This is a genomic window from Variovorax sp. HJSM1_2, assembly GCF_049316285.1.
Lineage (GTDB): Bacteria > Pseudomonadota > Gammaproteobacteria > Burkholderiales > Burkholderiaceae_C > Rhodoferax_B.
In genome coordinates this window covers 26,893-45,507 of the sequence record NZ_JBMOXA010000006.1, presented here as the reverse complement: position 1 = coordinate 45,507, position 18,615 = coordinate 26,893, and the positions used below count along the sequence as shown (strand labels likewise).

Annotated in this window: 20 protein-coding genes; 7 read left to right on the top strand and 13 right to left on the bottom strand. The window is 63.5% G+C overall.

Annotated elements, in window-relative coordinates:
• Positions 1–16: 16 nt before the first annotated feature.
• The 8 genes from moaA to ACFQ95_RS08370 all read right to left on the bottom strand — a co-directional run bounded on the left by moaA (position 17) and on the right by ACFQ95_RS08370 (position 6,735).
• Entirely contained in the window at positions 17–1,180 is a 1,164-nt protein-coding gene (moaA, locus tag ACFQ95_RS08405) for a GTP 3',8-cyclase MoaA (RefSeq protein ID WP_422830394.1), read from the bottom strand.
• 127 nt (positions 1,181–1,307) lie between these two features.
• Complete coding sequence (locus ACFQ95_RS08400; protein ID WP_422830393.1) at positions 1,308–2,384, bottom strand: Gfo/Idh/MocA family protein; 1,077 nt, start codon at positions 2,382–2,384, stop codon at positions 1,308–1,310.
• On the bottom strand, positions 2,381–2,830 hold the full coding sequence (locus tag ACFQ95_RS08395) for a type II 3-dehydroquinate dehydratase (protein ID WP_422830392.1): 450 nt from the start codon (positions 2,828–2,830) through the stop codon (positions 2,381–2,383). The genes ACFQ95_RS08400 and ACFQ95_RS08395 overlap by 4 nt, the downstream gene beginning before the upstream one ends.
• A gap of 13 nt (positions 2,831–2,843) precedes the next feature.
• Positions 2,844–3,611: an amino acid ABC transporter ATP-binding protein gene (locus ACFQ95_RS08390; RefSeq protein ID WP_422830391.1), complete on the bottom strand. Its 768-nt coding sequence runs from the start codon at positions 3,609–3,611 to the stop codon at positions 2,844–2,846.
• A gap of 167 nt (positions 3,612–3,778) precedes the next feature.
• On the bottom strand, positions 3,779–4,606 hold the full coding sequence (locus ACFQ95_RS08385) for a transporter substrate-binding domain-containing protein (RefSeq protein ID WP_422830390.1): 828 nt from the start codon (positions 4,604–4,606) through the stop codon (positions 3,779–3,781).
• Between the two features lie 54 nt (positions 4,607–4,660).
• Positions 4,661–5,314, bottom strand: coding sequence for an amino acid ABC transporter permease (locus ACFQ95_RS08380; RefSeq protein ID WP_422830389.1), 654 nt, complete (start codon positions 5,312–5,314; stop codon positions 4,661–4,663).
• A gap of 1 nt (position 5,315) precedes the next feature.
• The gene (locus ACFQ95_RS08375; protein ID WP_422830388.1) at positions 5,316–5,987 is read right to left on the bottom strand and encodes an amino acid ABC transporter permease; all 672 of its coding nucleotides are present in this window, start codon (positions 5,985–5,987) and stop codon (positions 5,316–5,318) included.
• 7 nt (positions 5,988–5,994) lie between these two features.
• The gene (locus ACFQ95_RS08370; protein ID WP_422830387.1) at positions 5,995–6,735 is read right to left on the bottom strand and encodes an SDR family NAD(P)-dependent oxidoreductase; all 741 of its coding nucleotides are present in this window, start codon (positions 6,733–6,735) and stop codon (positions 5,995–5,997) included.
• 234 nt (positions 6,736–6,969) lie between these two features.
• Here ACFQ95_RS08370 and ACFQ95_RS08365 point away from each other — a divergent pair, with 234 nt between their 5' ends.
• The gene (locus ACFQ95_RS08365; protein WP_422830386.1) at positions 6,970–7,764 is read left to right on the top strand and encodes an IclR family transcriptional regulator; all 795 of its coding nucleotides are present in this window, start codon (positions 6,970–6,972) and stop codon (positions 7,762–7,764) included.
• Between the two features lie 71 nt (positions 7,765–7,835).
• Here the strand turns inward: ACFQ95_RS08365 and ACFQ95_RS08360 are convergent, their stop codons facing one another.
• Positions 7,836–10,277: a sodium-translocating pyrophosphatase gene (locus ACFQ95_RS08360; protein ID WP_422830385.1), complete on the bottom strand. Its 2,442-nt coding sequence runs from the start codon at positions 10,275–10,277 to the stop codon at positions 7,836–7,838.
• A gap of 381 nt (positions 10,278–10,658) precedes the next feature.
• On the opposite strand from ACFQ95_RS08360, the gene ppa reads away from it, so the two are divergent.
• Together ppa and ACFQ95_RS08350 are read left to right on the top strand one after the other, a co-directional pair.
• Complete coding sequence (gene ppa / locus ACFQ95_RS08355) at positions 10,659–11,192, top strand: inorganic diphosphatase (protein ID WP_422830384.1); 534 nt, start codon at positions 10,659–10,661, stop codon at positions 11,190–11,192.
• 109 nt (positions 11,193–11,301) lie between these two features.
• Positions 11,302–12,273 (top strand): AEC family transporter, encoded by a 972-nt coding sequence (locus tag ACFQ95_RS08350; RefSeq protein ID WP_422830383.1) that lies wholly within the window; start codon positions 11,302–11,304, stop codon positions 12,271–12,273.
• On the opposite strand, the gene pdxH is transcribed toward ACFQ95_RS08350, so the two are convergent.
• Positions 12,274–12,915, bottom strand: coding sequence for a pyridoxamine 5'-phosphate oxidase (pdxH, locus tag ACFQ95_RS08345; protein WP_422830382.1), 642 nt, complete (start codon positions 12,913–12,915; stop codon positions 12,274–12,276). It lies immediately after the preceding gene.
• Positions 12,916–12,973: 58 nt separating this feature from the next.
• Here pdxH and ACFQ95_RS08340 point away from each other — a divergent pair, with 58 nt between their 5' ends.
• Complete coding sequence (locus ACFQ95_RS08340; RefSeq protein ID WP_422830571.1) at positions 12,974–13,543, top strand: nucleotidyltransferase family protein; 570 nt, start codon at positions 12,974–12,976, stop codon at positions 13,541–13,543.
• A gap of 21 nt (positions 13,544–13,564) precedes the next feature.
• On the opposite strand, the gene ACFQ95_RS08335 is transcribed toward ACFQ95_RS08340, so the two are convergent.
• The 3 genes from ACFQ95_RS08335 to ACFQ95_RS08325 all read right to left on the bottom strand — a co-directional run bounded on the left by ACFQ95_RS08335 (position 13,565) and on the right by ACFQ95_RS08325 (position 15,297).
• Positions 13,565–13,957, bottom strand: a complete 393-nt coding sequence (locus tag ACFQ95_RS08335; RefSeq protein ID WP_422830381.1) for a DUF805 domain-containing protein — start codon at positions 13,955–13,957, stop codon at positions 13,565–13,567.
• Positions 13,958–14,063: 106 nt separating this feature from the next.
• Positions 14,064–14,594 (bottom strand): superoxide dismutase family protein, encoded by a 531-nt coding sequence (locus ACFQ95_RS08330; protein ID WP_422830380.1) that lies wholly within the window; start codon positions 14,592–14,594, stop codon positions 14,064–14,066.
• Between the two features lie 55 nt (positions 14,595–14,649).
• A complete protein-coding gene (locus ACFQ95_RS08325; protein WP_422830379.1) occupies positions 14,650–15,297 on the bottom strand; it encodes a gamma-glutamylcyclotransferase in 648 nt (215 codons plus the stop codon).
• Between the two features lie 48 nt (positions 15,298–15,345).
• Here ACFQ95_RS08325 and ACFQ95_RS08320 point away from each other — a divergent pair, with 48 nt between their 5' ends.
• From ACFQ95_RS08320 to ACFQ95_RS08310, 3 genes are all read left to right on the top strand, one after another.
• The gene (locus tag ACFQ95_RS08320) at positions 15,346–15,846 is read left to right on the top strand and encodes an OmpA family protein (protein WP_422830378.1); all 501 of its coding nucleotides are present in this window, start codon (positions 15,346–15,348) and stop codon (positions 15,844–15,846) included.
• 235 nt (positions 15,847–16,081) lie between these two features.
• Positions 16,082–17,899: a phosphogluconate dehydratase gene (gene edd / locus ACFQ95_RS08315; protein ID WP_422830377.1), complete on the top strand. Its 1,818-nt coding sequence runs from the start codon at positions 16,082–16,084 to the stop codon at positions 17,897–17,899.
• A 47-nt stretch (positions 17,900–17,946) separates the two neighbouring features.
• Positions 17,947–18,555: a bifunctional 4-hydroxy-2-oxoglutarate aldolase/2-dehydro-3-deoxy-phosphogluconate aldolase gene (locus ACFQ95_RS08310; RefSeq protein WP_422830570.1), complete on the top strand. Its 609-nt coding sequence runs from the start codon at positions 17,947–17,949 to the stop codon at positions 18,553–18,555.
• The last annotated feature ends 60 nt before the right edge of the window (positions 18,556–18,615 follow it).

The following is an 18,615-nucleotide window of genomic DNA, read 5'->3' as shown; positions in this document are numbered from 1 at the left end:
TGTGAACTAAGCGACATCAGCCACCGATGTAGCTCATTTCGACTCGGCGCGGTTGGTCGGCGGCGGGAGCGTTGTCTGAAGGCAGGCTGGCGCGCAGCTCGGAGTAGCGGTCGGCGCGGCCTTGCCAGATGGCAGCGATGGCGTTGGCCAAACTTGCGTCTGTGCTGGCTTCGCTGCGCAGCAGGCTGCGCAAGTCATAACCCTGGCTGGCGAACAGGCACAGGTACATCTGGCCTTCGGTGGAGATACGCGCGCGGTTGCAGTCATGGCAGAAAGCCTGGGTCACGCTGCTGATCACGCCGACCTCGCCCAAGGCCGGATCGTGCTGGCCAGCGGCATTCGCATAACCCCAGCGCTGCGCGGTTTCGCCCAGGCTGGCGGCGTCCAGCGGCACCAGCGGCAGTTCTGCGCGCAGGCGGGCGATGACCTCGGCCGAGGGCAGCACGTGGTCCATGCGCCAGCCGTTGGTGCTGCCCACGTCCATGTATTCGATGAAGCGCAGCACCACACCCGTGCCGCGGAAGTGGCGCGCCATGGGCAGAATCTCGTGTTCGTTGGTGCCGCGTTGCACCACCATGTTGACCTTCACCGGGCCCAGGCCGGCGGCTTGGGCGGCCTCAATGCCGGTGAGCACGTCACGCACGGCAAAGTCCACGTCGTTCATGCGGCGGAACACACTGTCGTCCAGGCCGTCCAGACTCACGGTCACACGCTGCATGCCGGCGTCTTTCAGGGCTTGTGCCTTGCGCGCCAGCAGCGAGCCGTTGGTGGTGAGTGTCAAATCGAGTGCGTCGCCTTCGGGTGTGCGCAGCGCGGCCAGTTGGGCCACCAGTTGTTCGAGGTTTTTGCGCAGCAGGGGCTCGCCCCCGGTGAGGCGGATCTTGCGCACGCCCTGGGCGACGAACTGGCGCGCCAGGCGGGTGATCTCTTCAAAGCTCAGCAGCGCGCTGTGTGGCAGGTAGGCGTAGTCTTTGTGGAACACCTCTTTGGGCATGCAGTAGCTGCAGCGGAAGTTGCAGCGGTCGGTGACGCTGATGCGCAGGTCGCGCAAGGGGCGGCCGATTTGGTCGCGCAGCACACCGTCCGCAGGGGCAGCCGGCACTGCAGCGCTGGATGGCCAGAGCGGCGGCAAACTTTGCGCGCGGCGCTGGTCGACGACGGGGATCACACGGGTAGACATCAGGCCGCTATTGTCCACTGCTACGAATACCTTGGGGCATGAAGGCATGCCCGCGCCAGAATCATAAGAAAAAAGGGCCGCTAGGGCCCTTGGGTTCTGCGCATGAAGCTATAGATTTTGAAGTGCCTCAGGGTGTGCTCTCGAACATTTCCGCGATACGCACCGCGCGTCCCTCACGCGCTGCACGGTCCACCGCCAGCGTCACGGCCAGGGTCATCATGCCGTCGCGTCCCGACACCACGGGTTCGGCCTCGCGCCTGGCCACGGCGATGAAGTTCTCCAACTGGTTGACGTAGGCACTGGAGCGCGGTGTTTGCAGGCCGCGGCGCACGGTACGGTCGCGCCAGTCGCCATCGGCCGACTCGTAACCCCAGAGGTGCATCATGGGCAGCGCCAGCGTGGCTTTGCGGCCGCCGATGTAGTAGCAGTTTTCCGGCTCGTGGTGAAAGTACAGCGCCTGGCCCGAGGTCACGTCGTAGGTGAAGGGTGAGGGCACCACATCACTCATCAGGAAAGTGCCCACGGCGCCGCTGGCAAACTGGAAGATGATGGCGGCCGTGTCTTCCACCTCGAAGCCGCGCGCCTTGTTGGAGGCGATGGCCTGCACGCTGTCGATTTCGCCGCACATGGTGCGCAGGCAGTCGATCTCGTGGATCAGGTTGATCAGCATGGGGCCGCCGCCGGGCTTGCGGCGCCATTCGGCGTCGAAGTAGCGGTCTTGTTTCTTCACCAGCCACATGCCGTTGACGGCGGTGATGTCACCCAGTTCGCCGGCTGCTATGGCACGTTTGGCCTCGCGGATGTCGGGGCTGTGGCGGCGGTGGTGGCCGACCAGCATGGGCACATTGGCGGCTTCGGCGGCTTGCACCAGCTGCATGGAGGCGGCCACGCTTTCGGCGATCGGCTTTTCCATCAGCATGGGCAGCTTGTGGGCGACACAAGCCAGGCCGGCTTCGACGTGCAAGGCGTTGGGCAGGGCGACGATCACCGCATCGAGTTGCTCTTTATCGAGCATGTCGCGGTACTGCGCGTAAAGCGGCACACCGATGGACGCGGCATAGGCCTTGGCTTCGGGCGACGGATCGGCGATGGCGCTGAGCACCGTGCCGGGATGTTGCAGCACCAGGGCGGCGTGTTCGCGGCCTATCAGGCCGGCGCCCATGAGGCCTATGCGTAAGGCTGTTGTTGAGACTGAGGTGTTCATTTGGCGGTTGCGGCAAATTTGCGGGCCAAGGCGTCCAGCGCCAGGATGTAGCCGTCGGCGCCCAGGCCGGCGATCACCGCATCGGCGGTCTTGGACACCAGCGAGTTGTGGTAGATCGCTTCGCGGCGGTGGATGTTCGACAAGTGCACTTCGAGCTTGATGCCGTCAAAGGCCTTGAGCGAATCGAGCAGCGCAATCGAGGTGAACGAAAAGCCTGCAGGGTTGATGATGATGGCCTGTGCCTTCTTGCGCGCCTCGTGCACGCTGTTGATGATTTCGCCTTCGATGTTCGACTGGCGAAAGTCGATGCTGAAGCCGTGTTCCTTACCGCGTGCGATGCAGTTCTGTTCGATCATGGCCAGGGTTTCATGGCCATAGATGTGGGGCTCGCGCTCGCCCAGCAGGTTGAGGTTGGGGCCGTTGAGGATGAAGACGGTCTGCGTCATATCGTGTATCTTTTTAGTGTTGTGCCAGGATCTGGCCGAGGAACGTCTTGGTGCGCTGGTGCTGCGGGTTGCCGAAGAACTCGGCCGGTGCGGCCTCTTCGACAATTTCGCCTTCGGCCATGAAGATCACGCGGTCGGCCACGGCTTTGGCGAAGCCCATTTCGTGGGTTACGCAAATCATGGTCACGCCGGTCTCGGCCAGGCTGATCATGGTGTCCAGCACTTCCTTCACCATCTCGGGGTCCAGCGCCGAGGTTGGCTCGTCGAACAGCATGATCTTGGGGTCCATACACAGTGCGCGTGCAATCGCCACACGTTGCTGCTGGCCGCCCGAGAGTTGTGCCGGATGTTTGTCGGCCTGATCGGCCACACGCACACGCTGCAGGTGCTTCATGGCGGCGGCGCGCGCCTGTTCCTTGTTCATCCTGCCGGTTTTCACTGGGGCGAGCATGCAGTTCTCCAGTACCGTGAGGTGCGGGAACAGGTTGAACTGCTGGAACACCATGCCGACTTCCCGGCGCACCTTGTCTATGTCTTTGCCGTGGCCGGCGCTGATGTCCACGCCGTCGACGATGATCTTGCCTTCCTGGCAGCTTTCCAGGCGGTTGATGCAGCGCACCAGCGTCGATTTGCCCGAGCCCGAAGGCCCGCACAACACGATGCGCTGACCGGCTTGCACCTCGAAGTTGATGTTCTTCAGGGCGTGGTACGCGCCGTACCATTTCTGCACGCCCGCCATGCGGATGATGGGCGTGGACTGACTGGTGTTGTGTGAGTTCATCTCTAGACTTTTCTGATTACTGCGGGCAAGCGGCGCAACGAAAAATAGCTTGGTGTTGGCACATCCCCAGGTGGCGACGCCGTGGCACCGGCTTTGCCGGGCCACAGGCGTCGCCCCCTGCACGGGGCTGGGCGCAACACGTGATGCGCAAGCTGGGGTTTAGCCCGTTACTGCACCGTAAATGGAACACCTGGCAACTCGGTCACGAGTTCCGGCAGGTCTTGCAGCGTCCACTTCTTGCTGATGGCGTTGAGTTCACCGCTGGCCTTGATCTCGTCGATGATCTGGTTCAGGCGGGTGTTCAAATCCTTCTGGCCGGGGCGCATGGCCACACCCATGTATTGGCGGTTGATCACCACTTTTTGCTCGAAGCTGCTGTCGGGCATGGCCTTCTTGATGTTCAGCAAATAGGTGTTGTTGCCACCGATCACGTCGACCTGGCCGGCCAGCAGGGCCTGCACCACGGCGGCGTCGTCGTCAAAGCGTTGGATGGTGGCCCCGGCGGGGGCTGCCTGGGTGATGGCGGTGTCCTGTGCGGCGGCACGTGTCACGCCAATCTTGCGCCCGGCCAGGTCTTCCAGCTTGGTGATGTTGTCGCCTTTTTTGGCGATCACGATGATGCTGAGCGCGGCGTAGGGCTTGGTGAATTGCACCACCTTGGCCCGGTCGGGGTACATGCCCATGGTGGCGGCCAACACGTCGACCTTGCCGGTCATCACCTGGGCGATGCGTGCGGCCACGTTCATGGACACCAGCTCGACCTTCACGCCCAGCTTCTTGCCTATGAGCTCGGCCACGTCCACGTCGTAACCGACGTTTTTGCCCGAGGCATCGATGAAGCCCCATGGTGGCAACTCGGACAAAACACCGACGCGGATGGTGCCGCGTTTTTTGATGTCGTCCAGCGCATCGGCGTGCGCCGACAACACGGGCGCAAGTGCCAGCAGGGCGGCACCGATGCCGACGACCGCGCGGCGGTTGAGTTTGAAGGTCATGTTTGTCTCCATGAGGTTGTGGTGAAGGAACGAGAGCAGGATGGACAGCGGTTGTCAGCGAACGCTGCCCGCCAGCCGTTTTTCAAGGCGCCGGCCACACACCGAAAGCGGCCAGCACAACAAGAAATAGATGCCGCCCACAATGGTGTAGACCAGTAGCGGCTTGTAGGTGAGGTTGGCGACGATGGTGCCGGTGCGCGCCAACTCGGTGAAGCCCACGATGGCGGCCAGCGAAGTGCCCTTGAGCAACTGCACCGAGAAACCCACGGTGGCCGGCAACGCTACCTTGAAGGCCTGCGGCAGGATCACACTTGTCATGCGTGGCCACCAGTGGATGCCCAGCGCCTTGGCGGCCTCGGTTTGTCCGCCGGGCAGCGACTCTATGCCGCCGCGCCAGATTTCGCCGAGAAACGCGCTGGCGTGGAAGGTCAAGCCCACGGCCACGGCAGCCCAGGGATTGAGCGGGATGTCGAGCAGGGCAATGCCGTAATAGACCACGAACAACTGCATCAGCAGTGGTGTGCCGCGGAAGATCTCAATGAACGCCCAGGCGGCGCGGCGAATGATGGCCTGAGGCGCGGTGCGCGCCAGGGCCACCAGCAAACCGCCGATGGCTCCACCGGCAAAACCGATGATGGTGAGCAGCAGCGTCCACTGCAGGCCCTGCATGAACAAGGCGAAATGCGACCAGGTAAGAGTAGTGCTCATATCAGCGCGAGGGGTAGGTCAGGGTCATCTTGTAGACGGCACTGGAAATGGCCGAGAGCAGGATGGACATCACGAGATAAAGTGCTGCCACGGTGAAATACACCTCGAAGCTGCGGAAGGTGGTGGCCTCGATCTGGGCGGCCACATGGGTCAGCTCATTGGCGGTGATGGACGAGGCGATGCTCGAGGTCAACATCAGGAAGATGAACTGGCTGGTGAGCGACGGGTAGATGGCGCGCAGCGCGGGCTTGAGGATCACATAGCGAAACACCTGAAAGCGGCTCAGGCCCAGCACGTAGCCGGCTTCAAACTGGCCCTTGTGAATCGACTCCAGCCCGCCGCGAATGATTTCGATCGAGTAGGCGCAACCGTTGACGGTGAGCGCCACGATGGCCGCCACATTGGGTGAGAGCTTGATGCCAATCGTCGGCAGGCCGAAGAACAGCACAAAAATCTGCACCAGAAACGGCGTGTTGCGTACCACTTCCACAAACACTTTGATCGGCAGGCTGGCCCAGGAATGGGGGCGCGACTGCAGCAGCATCGCCGGGCCAATGGCCAGCACCAGCGAAAAGACAATCGCCACGGCCGAAATCTGCAAGGTCAGCAGGCAGCCGAGGAAAAGCTCCCAGGCGTTGGAGGTGATGGCGGTGTAGTCGAACTTGTAGTTCATAAGATGCTCAGTAAGTGGCGCGGCCGCCGGAGGCATCAAACGTGGCCCCGGTGGTGAACGAACATTCTTCCGAGGCCATCCACAGCGCCATGGCGGCGATCTCGGCAACGGTGCCAGCGCGGCCCATGGGGATCTTGGCCAGGTTCTCGCTGCGCTTGCTCGCAGGCATCTGGTCGAGCAGGGCGGATTCGATCATTGCCGGCGCGATGCAGTTGACGCGCACATTGGTTTGCGCCAACTCCTTGCCCATCGATTTGGTGAGGGCGATCACCGCCGCCTTGGAGGCCGAGTAGGCCGACTGCTGCGCATTGCCTTCCTTGCCGGCAATCGAGGCCAGGTTGACGATGCGCCCGTAGGCCTGCGCCGCCATGCCCGCGACCACGGCACGGCTGCACAGGAAAGTGCCGGTGAGGTTGATTGCCATGACCTTGAGCCAGGCGTCGAGCGGGAAGTCCTGCACCGGCAGGGTGGGGCCGGTGATGCCGGCGGAGTTGACCAGCACGTCGATGCGGCCGAACTGCGCCAGGGTGTCGGCCGTGGCACGGGCCACGGCGGCTTCATCGGTGATGTCGACCAATAACTGCATGAGTTTGGCGCCAGATGCGCCGGGCAATGTGCCGGAGGGCGCCATGTCCCAAATACAAACCCTGGCGCCGCTGGCCAGTGCGCGTTGTGCAATCGCTTGGCCAATGCCGCCTGCGCCGCCGGTGATCACGACGCTACGGCCGTCGAGGTCTATGGTGTTCACTCTTGTCTACTCCACTTGCTGTTCACGCTGTCAGGGCTGGCCCTGACAGCGTGATGACTTGGCTGACTGCCTCCAGCGCAGAACGCCGGCTGCGCTGGGGGCTTCGGTTTTCGCTTCTATGGCGTTTTTATTTTTCGCGAGTATAGAGATGATTTTCAAAAAAATGGAAAAGATTTCCAAATTGGAAAGAATTTCTTGTAAATTTGAGGCATCCGAACATAAGAGAATGCGGCCATGAGCACACTAGAACGATCTTTCGGACTTCTTGAATACCTTGCGACCCGGCCGGCTGGTGCCAACCTGGCCGTGATTGCCAAAGACCTGGCCTTGCCCTTGAGCGCCACGCACCGTTTGCTCGCCGAACTGGCGCGCATCGGTTATGTGCGCCAGTCGCGCGACCATGGCAGCTATGCACTGACCACCAAGCTGGCGGCCATGGGCCTGAGCTTTCTGAGCAATTCCGGCATCGTCGACATTGCCCAGCCGCTGATCGACCGCGTGGCCGACGTGGCCGGTGAACTGGCGCGCCTGGCCATCGTCGACGGTGATCGGCTGACCTTTGTGGCCAAAGCGCAGGGCGCACGTTTTGGCCTGCGTTACGACCCCGACACCGGCATAGACGTGTGCCTGTCGTGCAGCGCGGCCGGCCATGCCTGGTTGATGACCATGAGCGACGAGCAGGCGATTGAAATCGTCGCCAGGGCGGGTTTTGGTGACCCCAAGGATTACGGCCGCAACGCGCCCACCACCATCAAGGCGCTGACGAAAATTCTGCAGGCCACACGCAAACGTGGCTTCAGCATGATCAGCGAGATGTATGCCCCGGGCATGGCCTCCATGGGGGCGCCGGTGCAGTTGCCGGGCGAGCCGGCGATTGGTGTGTTGACACTCGCCGGCCCGTTGATCCGCATGACCGAAGAACGCATGCTGGCCCTGGGCCCGGAACTGGTGGCGACAGCGCGGGAACTGGCGGTGGCGAGTATTGCGTCACCGATGTTTGGACGTGCGGCCTTGCGCAACGCCGCCTGAAACCCATCTGCGCCGGAATGTGAAAAAGGGTGCCACGATGGCACCCTTTTTTTTGCGGCTGTGTGCAGGTGCTACAGCACTGTGACTTCCACCCGGCGGGCTTCTGCGGGTGGGCCGTCGGCGCTGGTTTGCTCGGGTTTTTTCAACTCGATTTTTTCAGCCGGCACGCCCAGCGAGCCCAGGGCCTCGGCCACCGTCATGGCGCGTTGTTTGGCCAGTTCGGCATTTTTTGCCGGGTCGCCGCTGGCGTCGTGAAAGCCGCTGATGAGCACACGTTTGCCGGCGCCCACGGCTGTCACCACGTTGGCCAGCGCCTGTGGGGCGCCGTCGGCCAGACGGGCGCTGGCGCTTGCAAAGTAGAACTTCACCACGCCGTTTTCCACCTTGATGCTGGCGGCATCGGCCGCCATGGCCACAGGGGCTGCTGCCGGCACGGCCGCTGCCACGGGCATGCCGGGGTGCAGCTGCATCACCAGCGGCACGATCAGCAGCGCCACGATGTTGATGATCTTGATCAGTGGGTTGACGGCCGGGCCGGCTGTGTCCTTGTATGGGTCGCCCACGGTGTCGCCGGTGACGGCGGCCTTGTGCGTCTCGGAGCCCTTGCCGCCATGGTGGCCGTCTTCTATGTACTTCTTGGCGTTGTCCCAGGCGCCGCCGCCGGTGCACATGGAGATGGCCACAAACAGCCCGGTGACGATGGTGCCCATCAGCAGGCCGCCGAGTGCCGCCGGACCCAGGGCCAGGCCGACCACGATGGGCACGACCACGGGCAGCAGCGAAGGGATCATCATCTCCTTGATGGCGGCGCTGGTGAGCATGTCCACGGCCTTGCCGTATTCGGGCTTGGCCGTGCCTTCCATGATGCCTTTGATGTCGCGGAACTGGCGCCGCACCTCGACCACCACCGAGCCCGCCGCGCGGCCCACGGCCTCCATCGCCATGGCGCCGAACAGATAGGGGATGAGCCCGCCGATGAACAAACCAACGATCACCAAGGGGTTGCTCAGGTCAAAGCTGATGACCTGGCCATAGGCTTCGAGCTTGTGGGTGTAGTCGGCAAACAGCACCAGCGCGGCCAGTCCGGCCGAGCCAATGGCGTAGCCCTTGGTCACGGCCTTGGTGGTGTTGCCCACGGCGTCCAGCGGGTCGGTCACGTCGCGCACGCTGCTGGGCAGCTCGGCCATTTCGGCGATGCCCCCGGCGTTGTCGGTGATGGGGCCGTAGGCGTCGAGCGCCACCACAATGCCGGCCATGCTGAGCATGGAGGTGGCGGCCGTGGCAATGCCGTAGAGCCCGCCGAGTTTGTACGACAGCAGAATGGCGATACACACAAAGATCACCGGCCAGGCGGTGGAGCGCATCGATACACCCAGACCGGCAATGATGTTGGTGCCGTGGCCGGTGGTGGAAGCTTGCGCAATGTGTTTCACCGGCGGGTATTGGGTGCCGGTGTAGTACTCGGTGATCCACACCAGTGCGGCGGTGAGCACCAGGCCCACGGCGCAGGCGCCGAACAGCCGCATCTGACTGCCGCCCGAGGGCAGGGCGTTGTCCGGGATGAGCCAGCTGGTGACGAAGTAGAACGCGATCAGCGACAACCCACCCGCCACGGCCAGCCCCTTGTAAAGTGCTGGCATCACGTTCTTCATGCCCGGCGAGGCCTTCACAAAAAAGCAGCCGATGATGGAGGCGATGATGGACACCGCGCCCAAGGCCAGCGGGTAGACGATGGCGCTGGGCCCGGCTTGTGTGAGCAGCAGGGAGCCGAGCACCATGGTGGCGATTAGCGTGACGGCGTAGGTCTCGAACAAATCGGCGGCCATGCCGGCGCAGTCGCCTACGTTGTCGCCCACGTTGTCGGCAATCACCGCCGGGTTGCGTGGGTCGTCTTCCGGGATGCCGGCTTCGACCTTGCCCACCAGGTCGGCGCCCACATCGGCGCCCTTGGTGAAGATGCCGCCGCCGAGGCGCGCAAAGATGGAGATCAGCGACGAGCCGAAAGCAAAGCCGATCAGCGGATTTAATGGGTGGCTGCCTGGCCCGGTCGCGGGGGCGTTGCCGGCCAGGAACCAGTAAAAGCCGGTCACGCCCAGCAAGCCCAAACCCACCACCAGCATGCCGGTGATGGCGCCGCCGCGAAATGCCACGTCCAGCGCGGGCCCTATGCCGCGGGTGGCGGCCTGTGCGGTACGCACATTGGCGCGCACCGATACGTTCATGCCAATGAAGCCGCAGGCGCCTGAGAGCACGGCGCCGACCACAAAACCAAAGGCAGACATGGCGTCGAGAAAAAGCCCGATGAGGATGGTCAGCACAATGCCGACGACGGCGATGGTTTTGTATTGCCGGGCCAGGTAGGCGGCAGCGCCTGTTTGGATGGCGTTTGAGATTTCCTGCATGCGGGCGTTGCCCGCGTCCTGAGAAAGAATCCAGCTGCGTGCCCAGAAGCCGTAAGCCACCGCGATCACACCGCACACGAGCGCCAGAATCAGCGCCGAGTTGCTTGCCATAGAGTGTCTCCTACCGTTGTTTCGCTGGGTGAGGACGCCACAAAACGCAAACGGCATCCCCGCTGCGTTGCTTCCTCGTCTGCCCGGCGCCTGGCGGCTGGGAACGAATGGCCAACGAAATGAATATACGGGGAAAGCCTTGCGGGCGATACGGCTTTGCGTGTTGGCGCAGCAAAATCGGGTCGTTCCTAGGGTTTATCCGGGCCAGCTGCCTGTTCCTGAGGCAGGGTTGATGCACCTGCTGACCACCTGGTGCGACTGCCACATGTTGCGCTGCGGCGAAGGCGCCTGGAGCTGAGGCAAAATCGCGGGGTTCGCCGCAACGCCCCGTGCTGCGCGGCGTCACGACATTTCACTGAAAACTCCACCACAAGAGGTCCTATGTCCCTGAACCTAGTTTCCCCAGGCAAGAACGCCCCAGACGCCTTCAACGTCGTGATCGAAATCCCTATGAACGCCGATCCGATCAAGTACGAAGTGGACAAGGAATCCGGCGCGATCTTCGTCGACCGCTTCATGACCACGGCCATGCATTACCCGACGAACTACGGTTACGTGCCGCAAACCCTCAGCGGTGACGGTGATCCGGTCGACGTGCTGGTGATCACGCCTTACCCGCTGTTCCCCGGCGTGGTTGTGCCTTGCCGCCCCCTGGGTATTCTGATGATGGAAGACGAAGCCGGCGTGGACGGCAAGGTGCTGGCCGTGCCCACCGACAAAATCCTGCCCATCTACAGCCACTGGAAAACCGTGGAAGACGTGAACCAGATGCGCCTGAAGGCCGTGCAGCACTTCTTTGAACACTACAAGGACCTGGAAGCCGGCAAGTGGGTCAAGGTGCTGGGCTGGGAAGGCATTGATGCCGCCAAGAAGGAAATCACCGACGGTATCGCCAACTACAAAGCCCAGGGCTGAAACCCGGCGGGCCTTGGTCCGCGGTTTGTAATAAAAGAGCTGCCTAAGCGCTTCAGAGCTGCATAGGCGGCTCTTTTTTTTATAGCAAATTGGCGTATAGTGGCGCCCCATGTACCAGACCGTCATTTCCTCGCTGCTGCCCGTGGTGCTGTTGATTGCCGTGGGGCTGCTGGCGGGGTGGCGCGGCTGGATCCGCGACGAGGCGGCAAAAGACCTGTCGAATCTGGTGTTCCTGATCTTGTCGCCGGCGCTGATGTTCCGCGCCATGAGCACGGTGCACGTCGAAGACCTGCACCTGGGGCCGGTGCTGGCCTACTTCATCGCCGCCTGGCTGGTGTTCGGCGGCAGCCTGTGGCTGCGCGGCTTCAACACCGTGGGCGCGGTGCGCGGCATGGCCAACATCTACAGCAACCTGGTGATGATAGGCCTGCCGCTGGTCGACTTGGCCTATGGCCCGCCGGGCATGATCACCTTGCTCACCCTGGTGTCGCTGCACGCGCTGGTGCTGCTGACCACGGCCACCATCGTGCTGGAACTGGCGGTGGCGCGTGATGCAGAGCTGGCCGCACGTGCGGCCGGCAAGCTGCCAGCAGAGCAGGGCATGGCCTGGGGGCGGCTGGGCCTGACCTTGTGGCGCGCGGTCAAAAGCGCGGTGATCCATCCGGTGCCGATTCCCATCATCGCCGGCCTGTTGTTTGCGCAGACCGGCTGGCGCGTGCCCGAGGCCGTGGATCGGCCGCTGCAGTGGCTGGGCCAGGCCTTCGGGCCGCTGGCCCTGGTGATGGTGGGCATTACGCTGGCGCACACCCGCATAGGCCAGAACCTGCGCGGCGCGCTGGCGCTGGCCTGTGTGAAGAACCTGCTGTTGCCCGCCATGGTGTGGGTGATAGGCAAGGCCATGGGCCTGAGCGGCCTGCCGCTGACCATCATGGTGGTGAGTGGCGCCATGCCCATGGGCGCCAACGTGTTCCTGTTCTCGCAGCGTTACAAGGTCGAGGAAGACCTGATCACCGCCTCGGTGGCGGTGTCGACCCTGCTGGCGATGCTGACCGTGTCGCTGGTGATGATCTTGCTGGGGTGATCAGGGCGCCAGGCGGTCGCGGCGCCAGGCGGGGGCGTCCGGCGCCTCTTTGCTGTAGCGCAGCCGGTCGTGCAGCCGGCTCTTGCGGCCCTGCCAGAATTCCCAGCGGTCGGGCACCAGGCGGTAGCCGCCCCAGTGCGGCGGGCGTGGCGGCTTGAGCAGGAACTGCGCGCCAAACTTGGCGGCGTTGGCCACCAGCACGCTGCGCCCGCTGATCACCTGGCTTTGCGGGCTGGCCCAGGCACCTATGCGCGAGTCGAGCGGGCGGCTGTTGAAATAGGCGTCGCTCTCTTCATCCGAGACTTTTTCCACCAGGCCTTCTATGCGCACCACGCGCTCCAGCTCCACCCAATGGAACTGCAATGATGCGTAGGGGTTGCCGGCCAACTCCGAACCCTTGCGGCTGTCGTAATTGGTGAACCAGACGATGCCGCGCGCGTCATAAGCCTTGATGAGCACGATGCGGGTGCTGGGGCGAAGGTTGCTGGCCACCGTGGCCAGTGTCATGGCATTGGGCTCCGGGACTTGGGCCGCGATGGCCTCGTTCAGCCATTGGTCAAACTGTTGCAGTGGGTCGGCAGCGGAGGCGTCTTCACTGAGTTCGGCTCGTTCGTAGCTCTTGCGCAGGTCGGCGATGTTCATGGCTGGATTGTAGGCAGCAGGCAAAGCCACTGAGCACTTGTTGGCATACTTCAGCGCCATGAATCCTGCTGTGAATCAATTGCCCGTTGTATTGGTCCTGGCCTCCGGCCGGGGAGAGCGTTTCGCGGCCTCGGGCGGGCAGGTGCACAAGCTGCAGGCGTTGCTGGCGGGCCAACCGGTGCTGCAGCACAGCTTGGCGGCGGTGCGCGCCAGCGGCTTGCCCTGGCATCTGGAGGACGCGGGCCACCCCGGCATGGGCGACACCATTGCCGCTGCCGCGCGTGCCACGGCCCATGCGCCGGGCTGGCTGGTGCTGCCGGCCGACTTGCCACTGGTGCTGCCGTCGACGCTGCGCACTTTGGCCGACATGCTGATGCGCCAGCCTGGGGCGGCGCAAGTTCTGCTGCCGGTCTTCAAGGGGCAACGTGGGCATCCCGTGGCGTTTCCTGCAGCGGCCGGCGCGGCGCTTCGAGAGCTTAGAGGAAATCACGGTGCAGCGCCCGTGGTAAAAGCCTATGGTGCTATCGAAATAGAAGTAGATGATGCGGGTTGCATCAGCGACATTGACACGCTGGACGACCTGGGGCGCGCCGAGCAGCTGTGGGCGGCGCGGCGCGCTGGGGCCTGAACGCGTCTAGCGCTGTGCGGCTTAGCCCGCCAGCGACGGGAAGCTCAGCGGCTCCTCTTTGGGATCGGGGCCGAAGCGGTTTTCGCCCACATCACCCTTCTGGGCCATGAACACGATGAGCACGATCTGCCCGACCAGGGGGACGAGACTGAGCAAGACCCACCAGCCGCTGCGGTTGGTGTCGTGCAGCCGGCGCACGGTGACCGAGAGGTTGGGCACTATCAGTCCCAGCGCGAACAGCCCACTCAGCAGGCCCATGCCGGCGTCGGCATCAAAACTGCCGGTCAGCCTGTCGACGAAGGCCAGCGCACAGAAGATGATCAGGTAGAACAACACGAAGTACCAGAACTCACTGCGGCGCGAGCGGCCGGAGAAGGTGGCGTATTTCTTCAGGGCGATCAGAAACCAGTTCATGCACATGTCCTCAGCTTGTTTGGTGTGGTGGCCTCGGCGTCAGCCAAATCCAGATCCCGCCAAAGAGTCGCGGCCTTGCGGCATGCGCCGCTAGCCGCGGCGGCGGTCAAGCCTTGGTGATCACGGCACAGGCCCAGCGCGCACCGGCATTGCCCGTGGGCTGGGTCTTGTAATCGTCGGGATCCTTGTGGACGATGAGCCCGCGTCCGACGATGCTGTTGGGGCCGTCGGTCACCGTCACGCCGCTGAGCGTGAAGTCGGCCACGGCCGCGCCATTGGCATCGGCCGTGAGCGAGGGCATGTCGCCGCCGTGGTGGTCGGCGCTTTGTGGGCCATGGGGTTTGCCCGTGGGGTTGAAGTGGCCGCCGGTGCTCATGCCGTCGGCTGCCGAGCAGTCGCCTTTTTCATGCACGTGAAAACCGTGCATCTGGCCCGGGGTCAGTCCGGTGACTTCGGCATGCACCATCACGTGGTCGCCGTGCTGGGTGAAGCGCACCAGGCCGCTGACCTGTGATCCGCTGCGCGGCTGAAGCTGGGCCGTGGCTTGCGGGCCGCTGGCGCCCGACATGCTGCCGCAGCCGGTCAAGGCCCAGGAAGACACCAGTACCAGGGTCGAGAGTGCAGAAAGTTTGAACATGCAAGGCTCCTGAATGACATTGGAGGACCAGCACATTGTGGCCGGTACGCCGACTTCAGGCCAGCGCTTGTTGGTCTTGAAGAGGTTGGCTGTCCGGCGCGTTGTGGGCTGGGCTGGCGCTGGGGGCATGCTGCAGCAGGCGGCGCAGCGCGGCGTCTTCAATGCCATGGCGCCGCAGGCACTCGTAGGTTTGGCGTGCATAGTCCAGCGTGGTACCGAAACGGCCACAAGCATCGGAAAAGATCTTGGTGTAATCGGGCTGCGGCAAAACGCCGGTGTAGCTCGGGCTTTGGCGCGACAGCGTGAAGGCCAAGGCGCGCACCGGGCCGCTCTCGGTTTGGCAGTGCAGCCATTTGGGGTCGTAGACGCCGGTCACCATTTCACGCTGCCACAGGCGTGGCAACATGTCGGCAACCTCGGCTTGTGGCACGCGGTACACCACGCCGTGGCAACTGCCACCCGACAACAAGGCAAACACCAGGCCCGGGCATTCGGGTGTGCCGCGGTTGATGCGGCTCCACATGCGCAGCGCGCGGTGCCAGCCGTGTACACGCGCCATGCGTTGCTCGGCAAAGTCGAATTCGGGGCGCCAGATCAGCGAGGCGTAGCCAAAAACCCACAAATCGGACTGTCCGCCCCAGTGGGCCTGGATTTCATCCAGCATCCGGGCTGGGTCTCGGCTAGGGGCGGGGGAAAGGCTCATGTATGCACTCTACAATCGGACAAATTTTTTTTCACTGGAGTACAAATTATGTTTTCACAAGACGAAGATGACAACCAGCGCGCGGCCCTGGGCGTCGTGTTTGCTGTCGTTTTGCTGGTGATTGCCTCTGTTATGGGTTTTGGTGCCTACAAGACCTTGGCCAAACCGGCAGCACCTGCGGGCGTGGTGGCGGTTGCCAGCGAAGTTGTGGTGGCCGATGGCGCCAGCATCCGTGTGGAAGCCGGCGTGGTGACGTTCTACTTTGCCACCGGCAAGGCCGACCTCGCCACCGGCGCCAAGGAAGCCCTGGCGGACATCATGGCGGCCGTTGCTTCCGGCAAACGTGCCGCCATCAGCGGCTTTCATGACGCCACGGGCGACGCGGCACTGAACGCTGAACTCGCCAAACAACGCGCCCTGACCGTGCGTGATGCGATGTTTGCTCTGGGCGCCACCGAGGCTGTGGTTGAACTGCGCAAGCCCGAGCAGACCCAGGCGTCCGGCACCAATGCCGAAGCGCGCCGCGTGGAAGTGATCATCCTGCCTTGATTCACACGAGGTGGCCCAGGCCACAAGCCCAAAGCCCGGTTCGCCGGGTTTTTTTTATGCGCGGCTTGATACGTCGATTTGTGGGCCTGTGCCGACGCGGTGCGTCATCCGCGCATGTAATTTCGTTTCGTAACTGACTCGTAACCCTGAATTCAACACAAGGACGTTTCTCGGTAGTAGTATCGCTGGGTTGGTAACTTAATTACATATTCCTGGACCCAGATCCAGCACACCCATGAAACTCCACGAGACAGTTGCCGCCGTCACTGCGCGTATCCAGGCGCGCAGCCAAGGCGCGCGCAGCGCCTACCTGGCGCGGCTTGACATTGCCGCCGCGCGCAAACCCGGCGCCGAGCGCATGGGCTGCGCCAACGTGGCCCACGCCTTTGCCGGCATGCCTGGCAACGACAAGTTCAAGGTGGTAGCCGAAAAGGCGCCCAACATCGGCATCGTCACCGCCTACAACGACATGTTGTCGGCACACACGCCCATGCAGGGCTACCCCGACCTCATCAAGGCCGAAGCGCGTAAATTCGGTGCCACGGCCCAAGTCGCCGGCGGTGTGCCCGCCATGTGCGACGGTGTGACCCAAGGCACGCCGGGCATGGAACTGAGCCTGTTCAGCCGCGACGTGATCGCCATGGCGACCGCCGTGTCCCTGAGCCACGATGTGTTTGACGCCGCTCTGATGCTGGGTGTGTGCGACAAGATCGTGCCCGGACTGCTCATCGGTGCGCTGCACTTCGGCCATTTGCCCACGGTGTTTGTGCCCGCCGGGCCCATGCCATCGGGTTTGTCGAACTCCGCCAAATCCAAGGTACGCGAACAAGCCGCGCAGGGCCTGGTGGGGCGCAGCGAGCTGCTGCAGGCCGAATCGGCGGCCTACCACGGTGCTGGCACCTGCACCTTCTACGGCACGGCCAACAGCAACCAGATGCTGCTCGAAGCCATGGGCTTACACGTGCCCGGCACCGCCTTTGTGGCGCCCGGCGGCGCGCTGCGCGACGAGTTGACGCGTGAGGCTGCACGTACCGTGCTGGGCATCACCAAGGCCAAGCGTTTTGCACCCATCGGCCATGTGGTCGATGAGCGTGCCATCGTCAACGCCATGGTGGCGCTGCTGGCCACGGGCGGCTCCACCAACCACTTGATCCACTGGGTGGCGGTGGCGCATTCGGCAGGCATCAGCATCAACTGGGATGACTTCAGCGCACTGTCTGACGTGGTGCCCACCTTGTCGCGTGTTTACCCCAACGGCAGCGCCGACGTGAACCAGTTCCAGGCCGCAGGTGGCCCCGGTTACGTGATCCGCGAGTTGCTCGATGCTGGCCTGATGCACGAAGACGTGTTGACCGTGCGTGCCGGTGGCCTGCGTGAATTCACTGCCGAGCCTGCGCTGGAAGGCGAGAAGTTGCACTGGACGCCGATTGGCGCTTCAAAAGACGACAGCATCGTGCGTCCGGCGAGCGCGCCTTTCAGCCCTACCGGTGGTCTGAAGCTGCTGCAGGGCAATCTGGGGCGCAGTGTCATCAAGATCTCGGCCGTGCCGGAGAACCTGCACGTGATCGAAGCGCCTGCTCGTGTATTTGATTCGCAAGAAGCGCTGCACCTGGCCTTTGCGGCCGGTGAGCTGAACCAAGACGTGGTGTGTGTGGTGCGCTGGCAAGGCCCACAGGCCAACGGCATGCCCGAGCTGCACAAGCTCACGCCGCCTTTGGCCGTGCTGCAGGGCAAGGGCTACAAGGTTGCTTTGGTGACCGACGGGCGCATGAGCGGCGCATCGGGTAAAGTGCCGGCGGCGATTCACCTGTCACCTGAAGCCAAGGCCGGTGGCCCGCTGGCCAAGGTGCGCGATGGCGACATCATCCGTTTGGACGGGACCGCTGGCACGTTGCAAGTGCTGGTGTCCGAAGCCGAATGGGACGCCCGACCAACCGTCACCATGCCCGAGGGTGCCCAAGTGGCGAATGCACTCGACATGGGGCGTGAACTATTTACCGGCATGCGCAGCCATGCCAAGACTGCAGAAGAAGGAGCTTTATCGTGGCTGTAACCACCTCATCGACCACCAGCCTTGGCGGCTGGACACCACTCAAAGTGATGCAGGACGCGCCGGTGATCCCGGTCATCGTGCTCAACGACGTGGCCCACGCCGTACCCCTGGCGCGTGCGCTGGTGGCCGGTGGCATTCGCATGCTTGAAGTGACGCTGCGCACGCCGCAAGCGTTGGCGTGTATGGAAATCATCGCCAAGGAAGTGCCTGAAGCCGTGGTGGGTGCCGGCACCATCCGCAGCGTGGCCGACGTGGCCGCTTCGGTCAAGGCCGGTGCCGTGTTTGGCGTGAGCCCCGGCTACACGCCTGCCATGGGTCGTGCCTGCCGCGATGCGGGTCTGGCCTTGTTGCCGGGTGTGGCCACCGGCAGCGAAATCATGATGGCCCAGGAAGACGGCTACACCGAGCTGAAGTTCTTCCCGGCCATGCAAGCCGGTGGTCCGGCCATGCTGAAGGCCTGGGGCGGCCCGTTTTTTGATGTGCGTTTCTGCCCCACGGGTGGTGTGACGCTGCAAAACGCGCCGGAATTCCTGGCGTTGCCGAATGTGGCGTGTGTCGGCGGGTCGTGGATCGTGCCTGCCGATGCCATCAAGGCCGGTGACTGGGCACGCATCACGCAGTTGGCGCGTGATACCGCCAGTCTGAAGAAAGCCTGAGCACGGCGCCAGAGCTGAGCATTGAAACAAAACGGCCAACACCCCTGCGGGTGTTGGCCG

Bases quoted from the DNA above. Each gene is read 5' to 3' on its own strand.
- ppa (WP_422830384.1), top strand. From the start codon at position 10,659: ATGTCCCTGAACCTAGTTTCCCCAGGCAAGAACGCCCCAGACGCCTTC.
- ACFQ95_RS08390 (WP_422830391.1), bottom strand. From the start codon at position 3,611: ATGAACTCACACAACACCAGTCAGTCCACGCCCATCATCCGCATGGCG.
- ACFQ95_RS08350 (WP_422830383.1), top strand. From the start codon at position 11,302: ATGTACCAGACCGTCATTTCCTCGCTGCTGCCCGTGGTGCTGTTGATT.
- ACFQ95_RS08365 (WP_422830386.1), top strand. From the start codon at position 6,970: ATGAGCACACTAGAACGATCTTTCGGACTTCTTGAATACCTTGCGACC.
- ACFQ95_RS08330 (WP_422830380.1), bottom strand. From the start codon at position 14,594: ATGTTCAAACTTTCTGCACTCTCGACCCTGGTACTGGTGTCTTCCTGG.
- ACFQ95_RS08400 (WP_422830393.1), bottom strand. From the start codon at position 2,384: ATGAACACCTCAGTCTCAACAACAGCCTTACGCATAGGCCTCATGGGC.
- edd (WP_422830377.1), top strand. From the start codon at position 16,082: ATGAAACTCCACGAGACAGTTGCCGCCGTCACTGCGCGTATCCAGGCG.
- ACFQ95_RS08325 (WP_422830379.1), bottom strand. From the start codon at position 15,297: ATGAGCCTTTCCCCCGCCCCTAGCCGAGACCCAGCCCGGATGCTGGAT.
- ACFQ95_RS08310 (WP_422830570.1), top strand. From the start codon at position 17,947: ATGCAGGACGCGCCGGTGATCCCGGTCATCGTGCTCAACGACGTGGCC.
- ACFQ95_RS08340 (WP_422830571.1), top strand. From the start codon at position 12,974: ATGAATCCTGCTGTGAATCAATTGCCCGTTGTATTGGTCCTGGCCTCC.
- ACFQ95_RS08385 (WP_422830390.1), bottom strand. From the start codon at position 4,606: ATGACCTTCAAACTCAACCGCCGCGCGGTCGTCGGCATCGGTGCCGCC.
- moaA (WP_422830394.1), bottom strand. From the start codon at position 1,180: ATGTCTACCCGTGTGATCCCCGTCGTCGACCAGCGCCGCGCGCAAAGT.
- ACFQ95_RS08360 (WP_422830385.1), bottom strand. From the start codon at position 10,277: ATGGCAAGCAACTCGGCGCTGATTCTGGCGCTCGTGTGCGGTGTGATC.
- ACFQ95_RS08375 (WP_422830388.1), bottom strand. From the start codon at position 5,987: ATGAACTACAAGTTCGACTACACCGCCATCACCTCCAACGCCTGGGAG.
- ACFQ95_RS08380 (WP_422830389.1), bottom strand. From the start codon at position 5,314: ATGAGCACTACTCTTACCTGGTCGCATTTCGCCTTGTTCATGCAGGGC.
- pdxH (WP_422830382.1), bottom strand. From the start codon at position 12,915: ATGAACATCGCCGACCTGCGCAAGAGCTACGAACGAGCCGAACTCAGT.
- ACFQ95_RS08395 (WP_422830392.1), bottom strand. From the start codon at position 2,830: ATGACGCAGACCGTCTTCATCCTCAACGGCCCCAACCTCAACCTGCTG.
- ACFQ95_RS08320 (WP_422830378.1), top strand. From the start codon at position 15,346: ATGTTTTCACAAGACGAAGATGACAACCAGCGCGCGGCCCTGGGCGTC.
- ACFQ95_RS08335 (WP_422830381.1), bottom strand. From the start codon at position 13,957: ATGAACTGGTTTCTGATCGCCCTGAAGAAATACGCCACCTTCTCCGGC.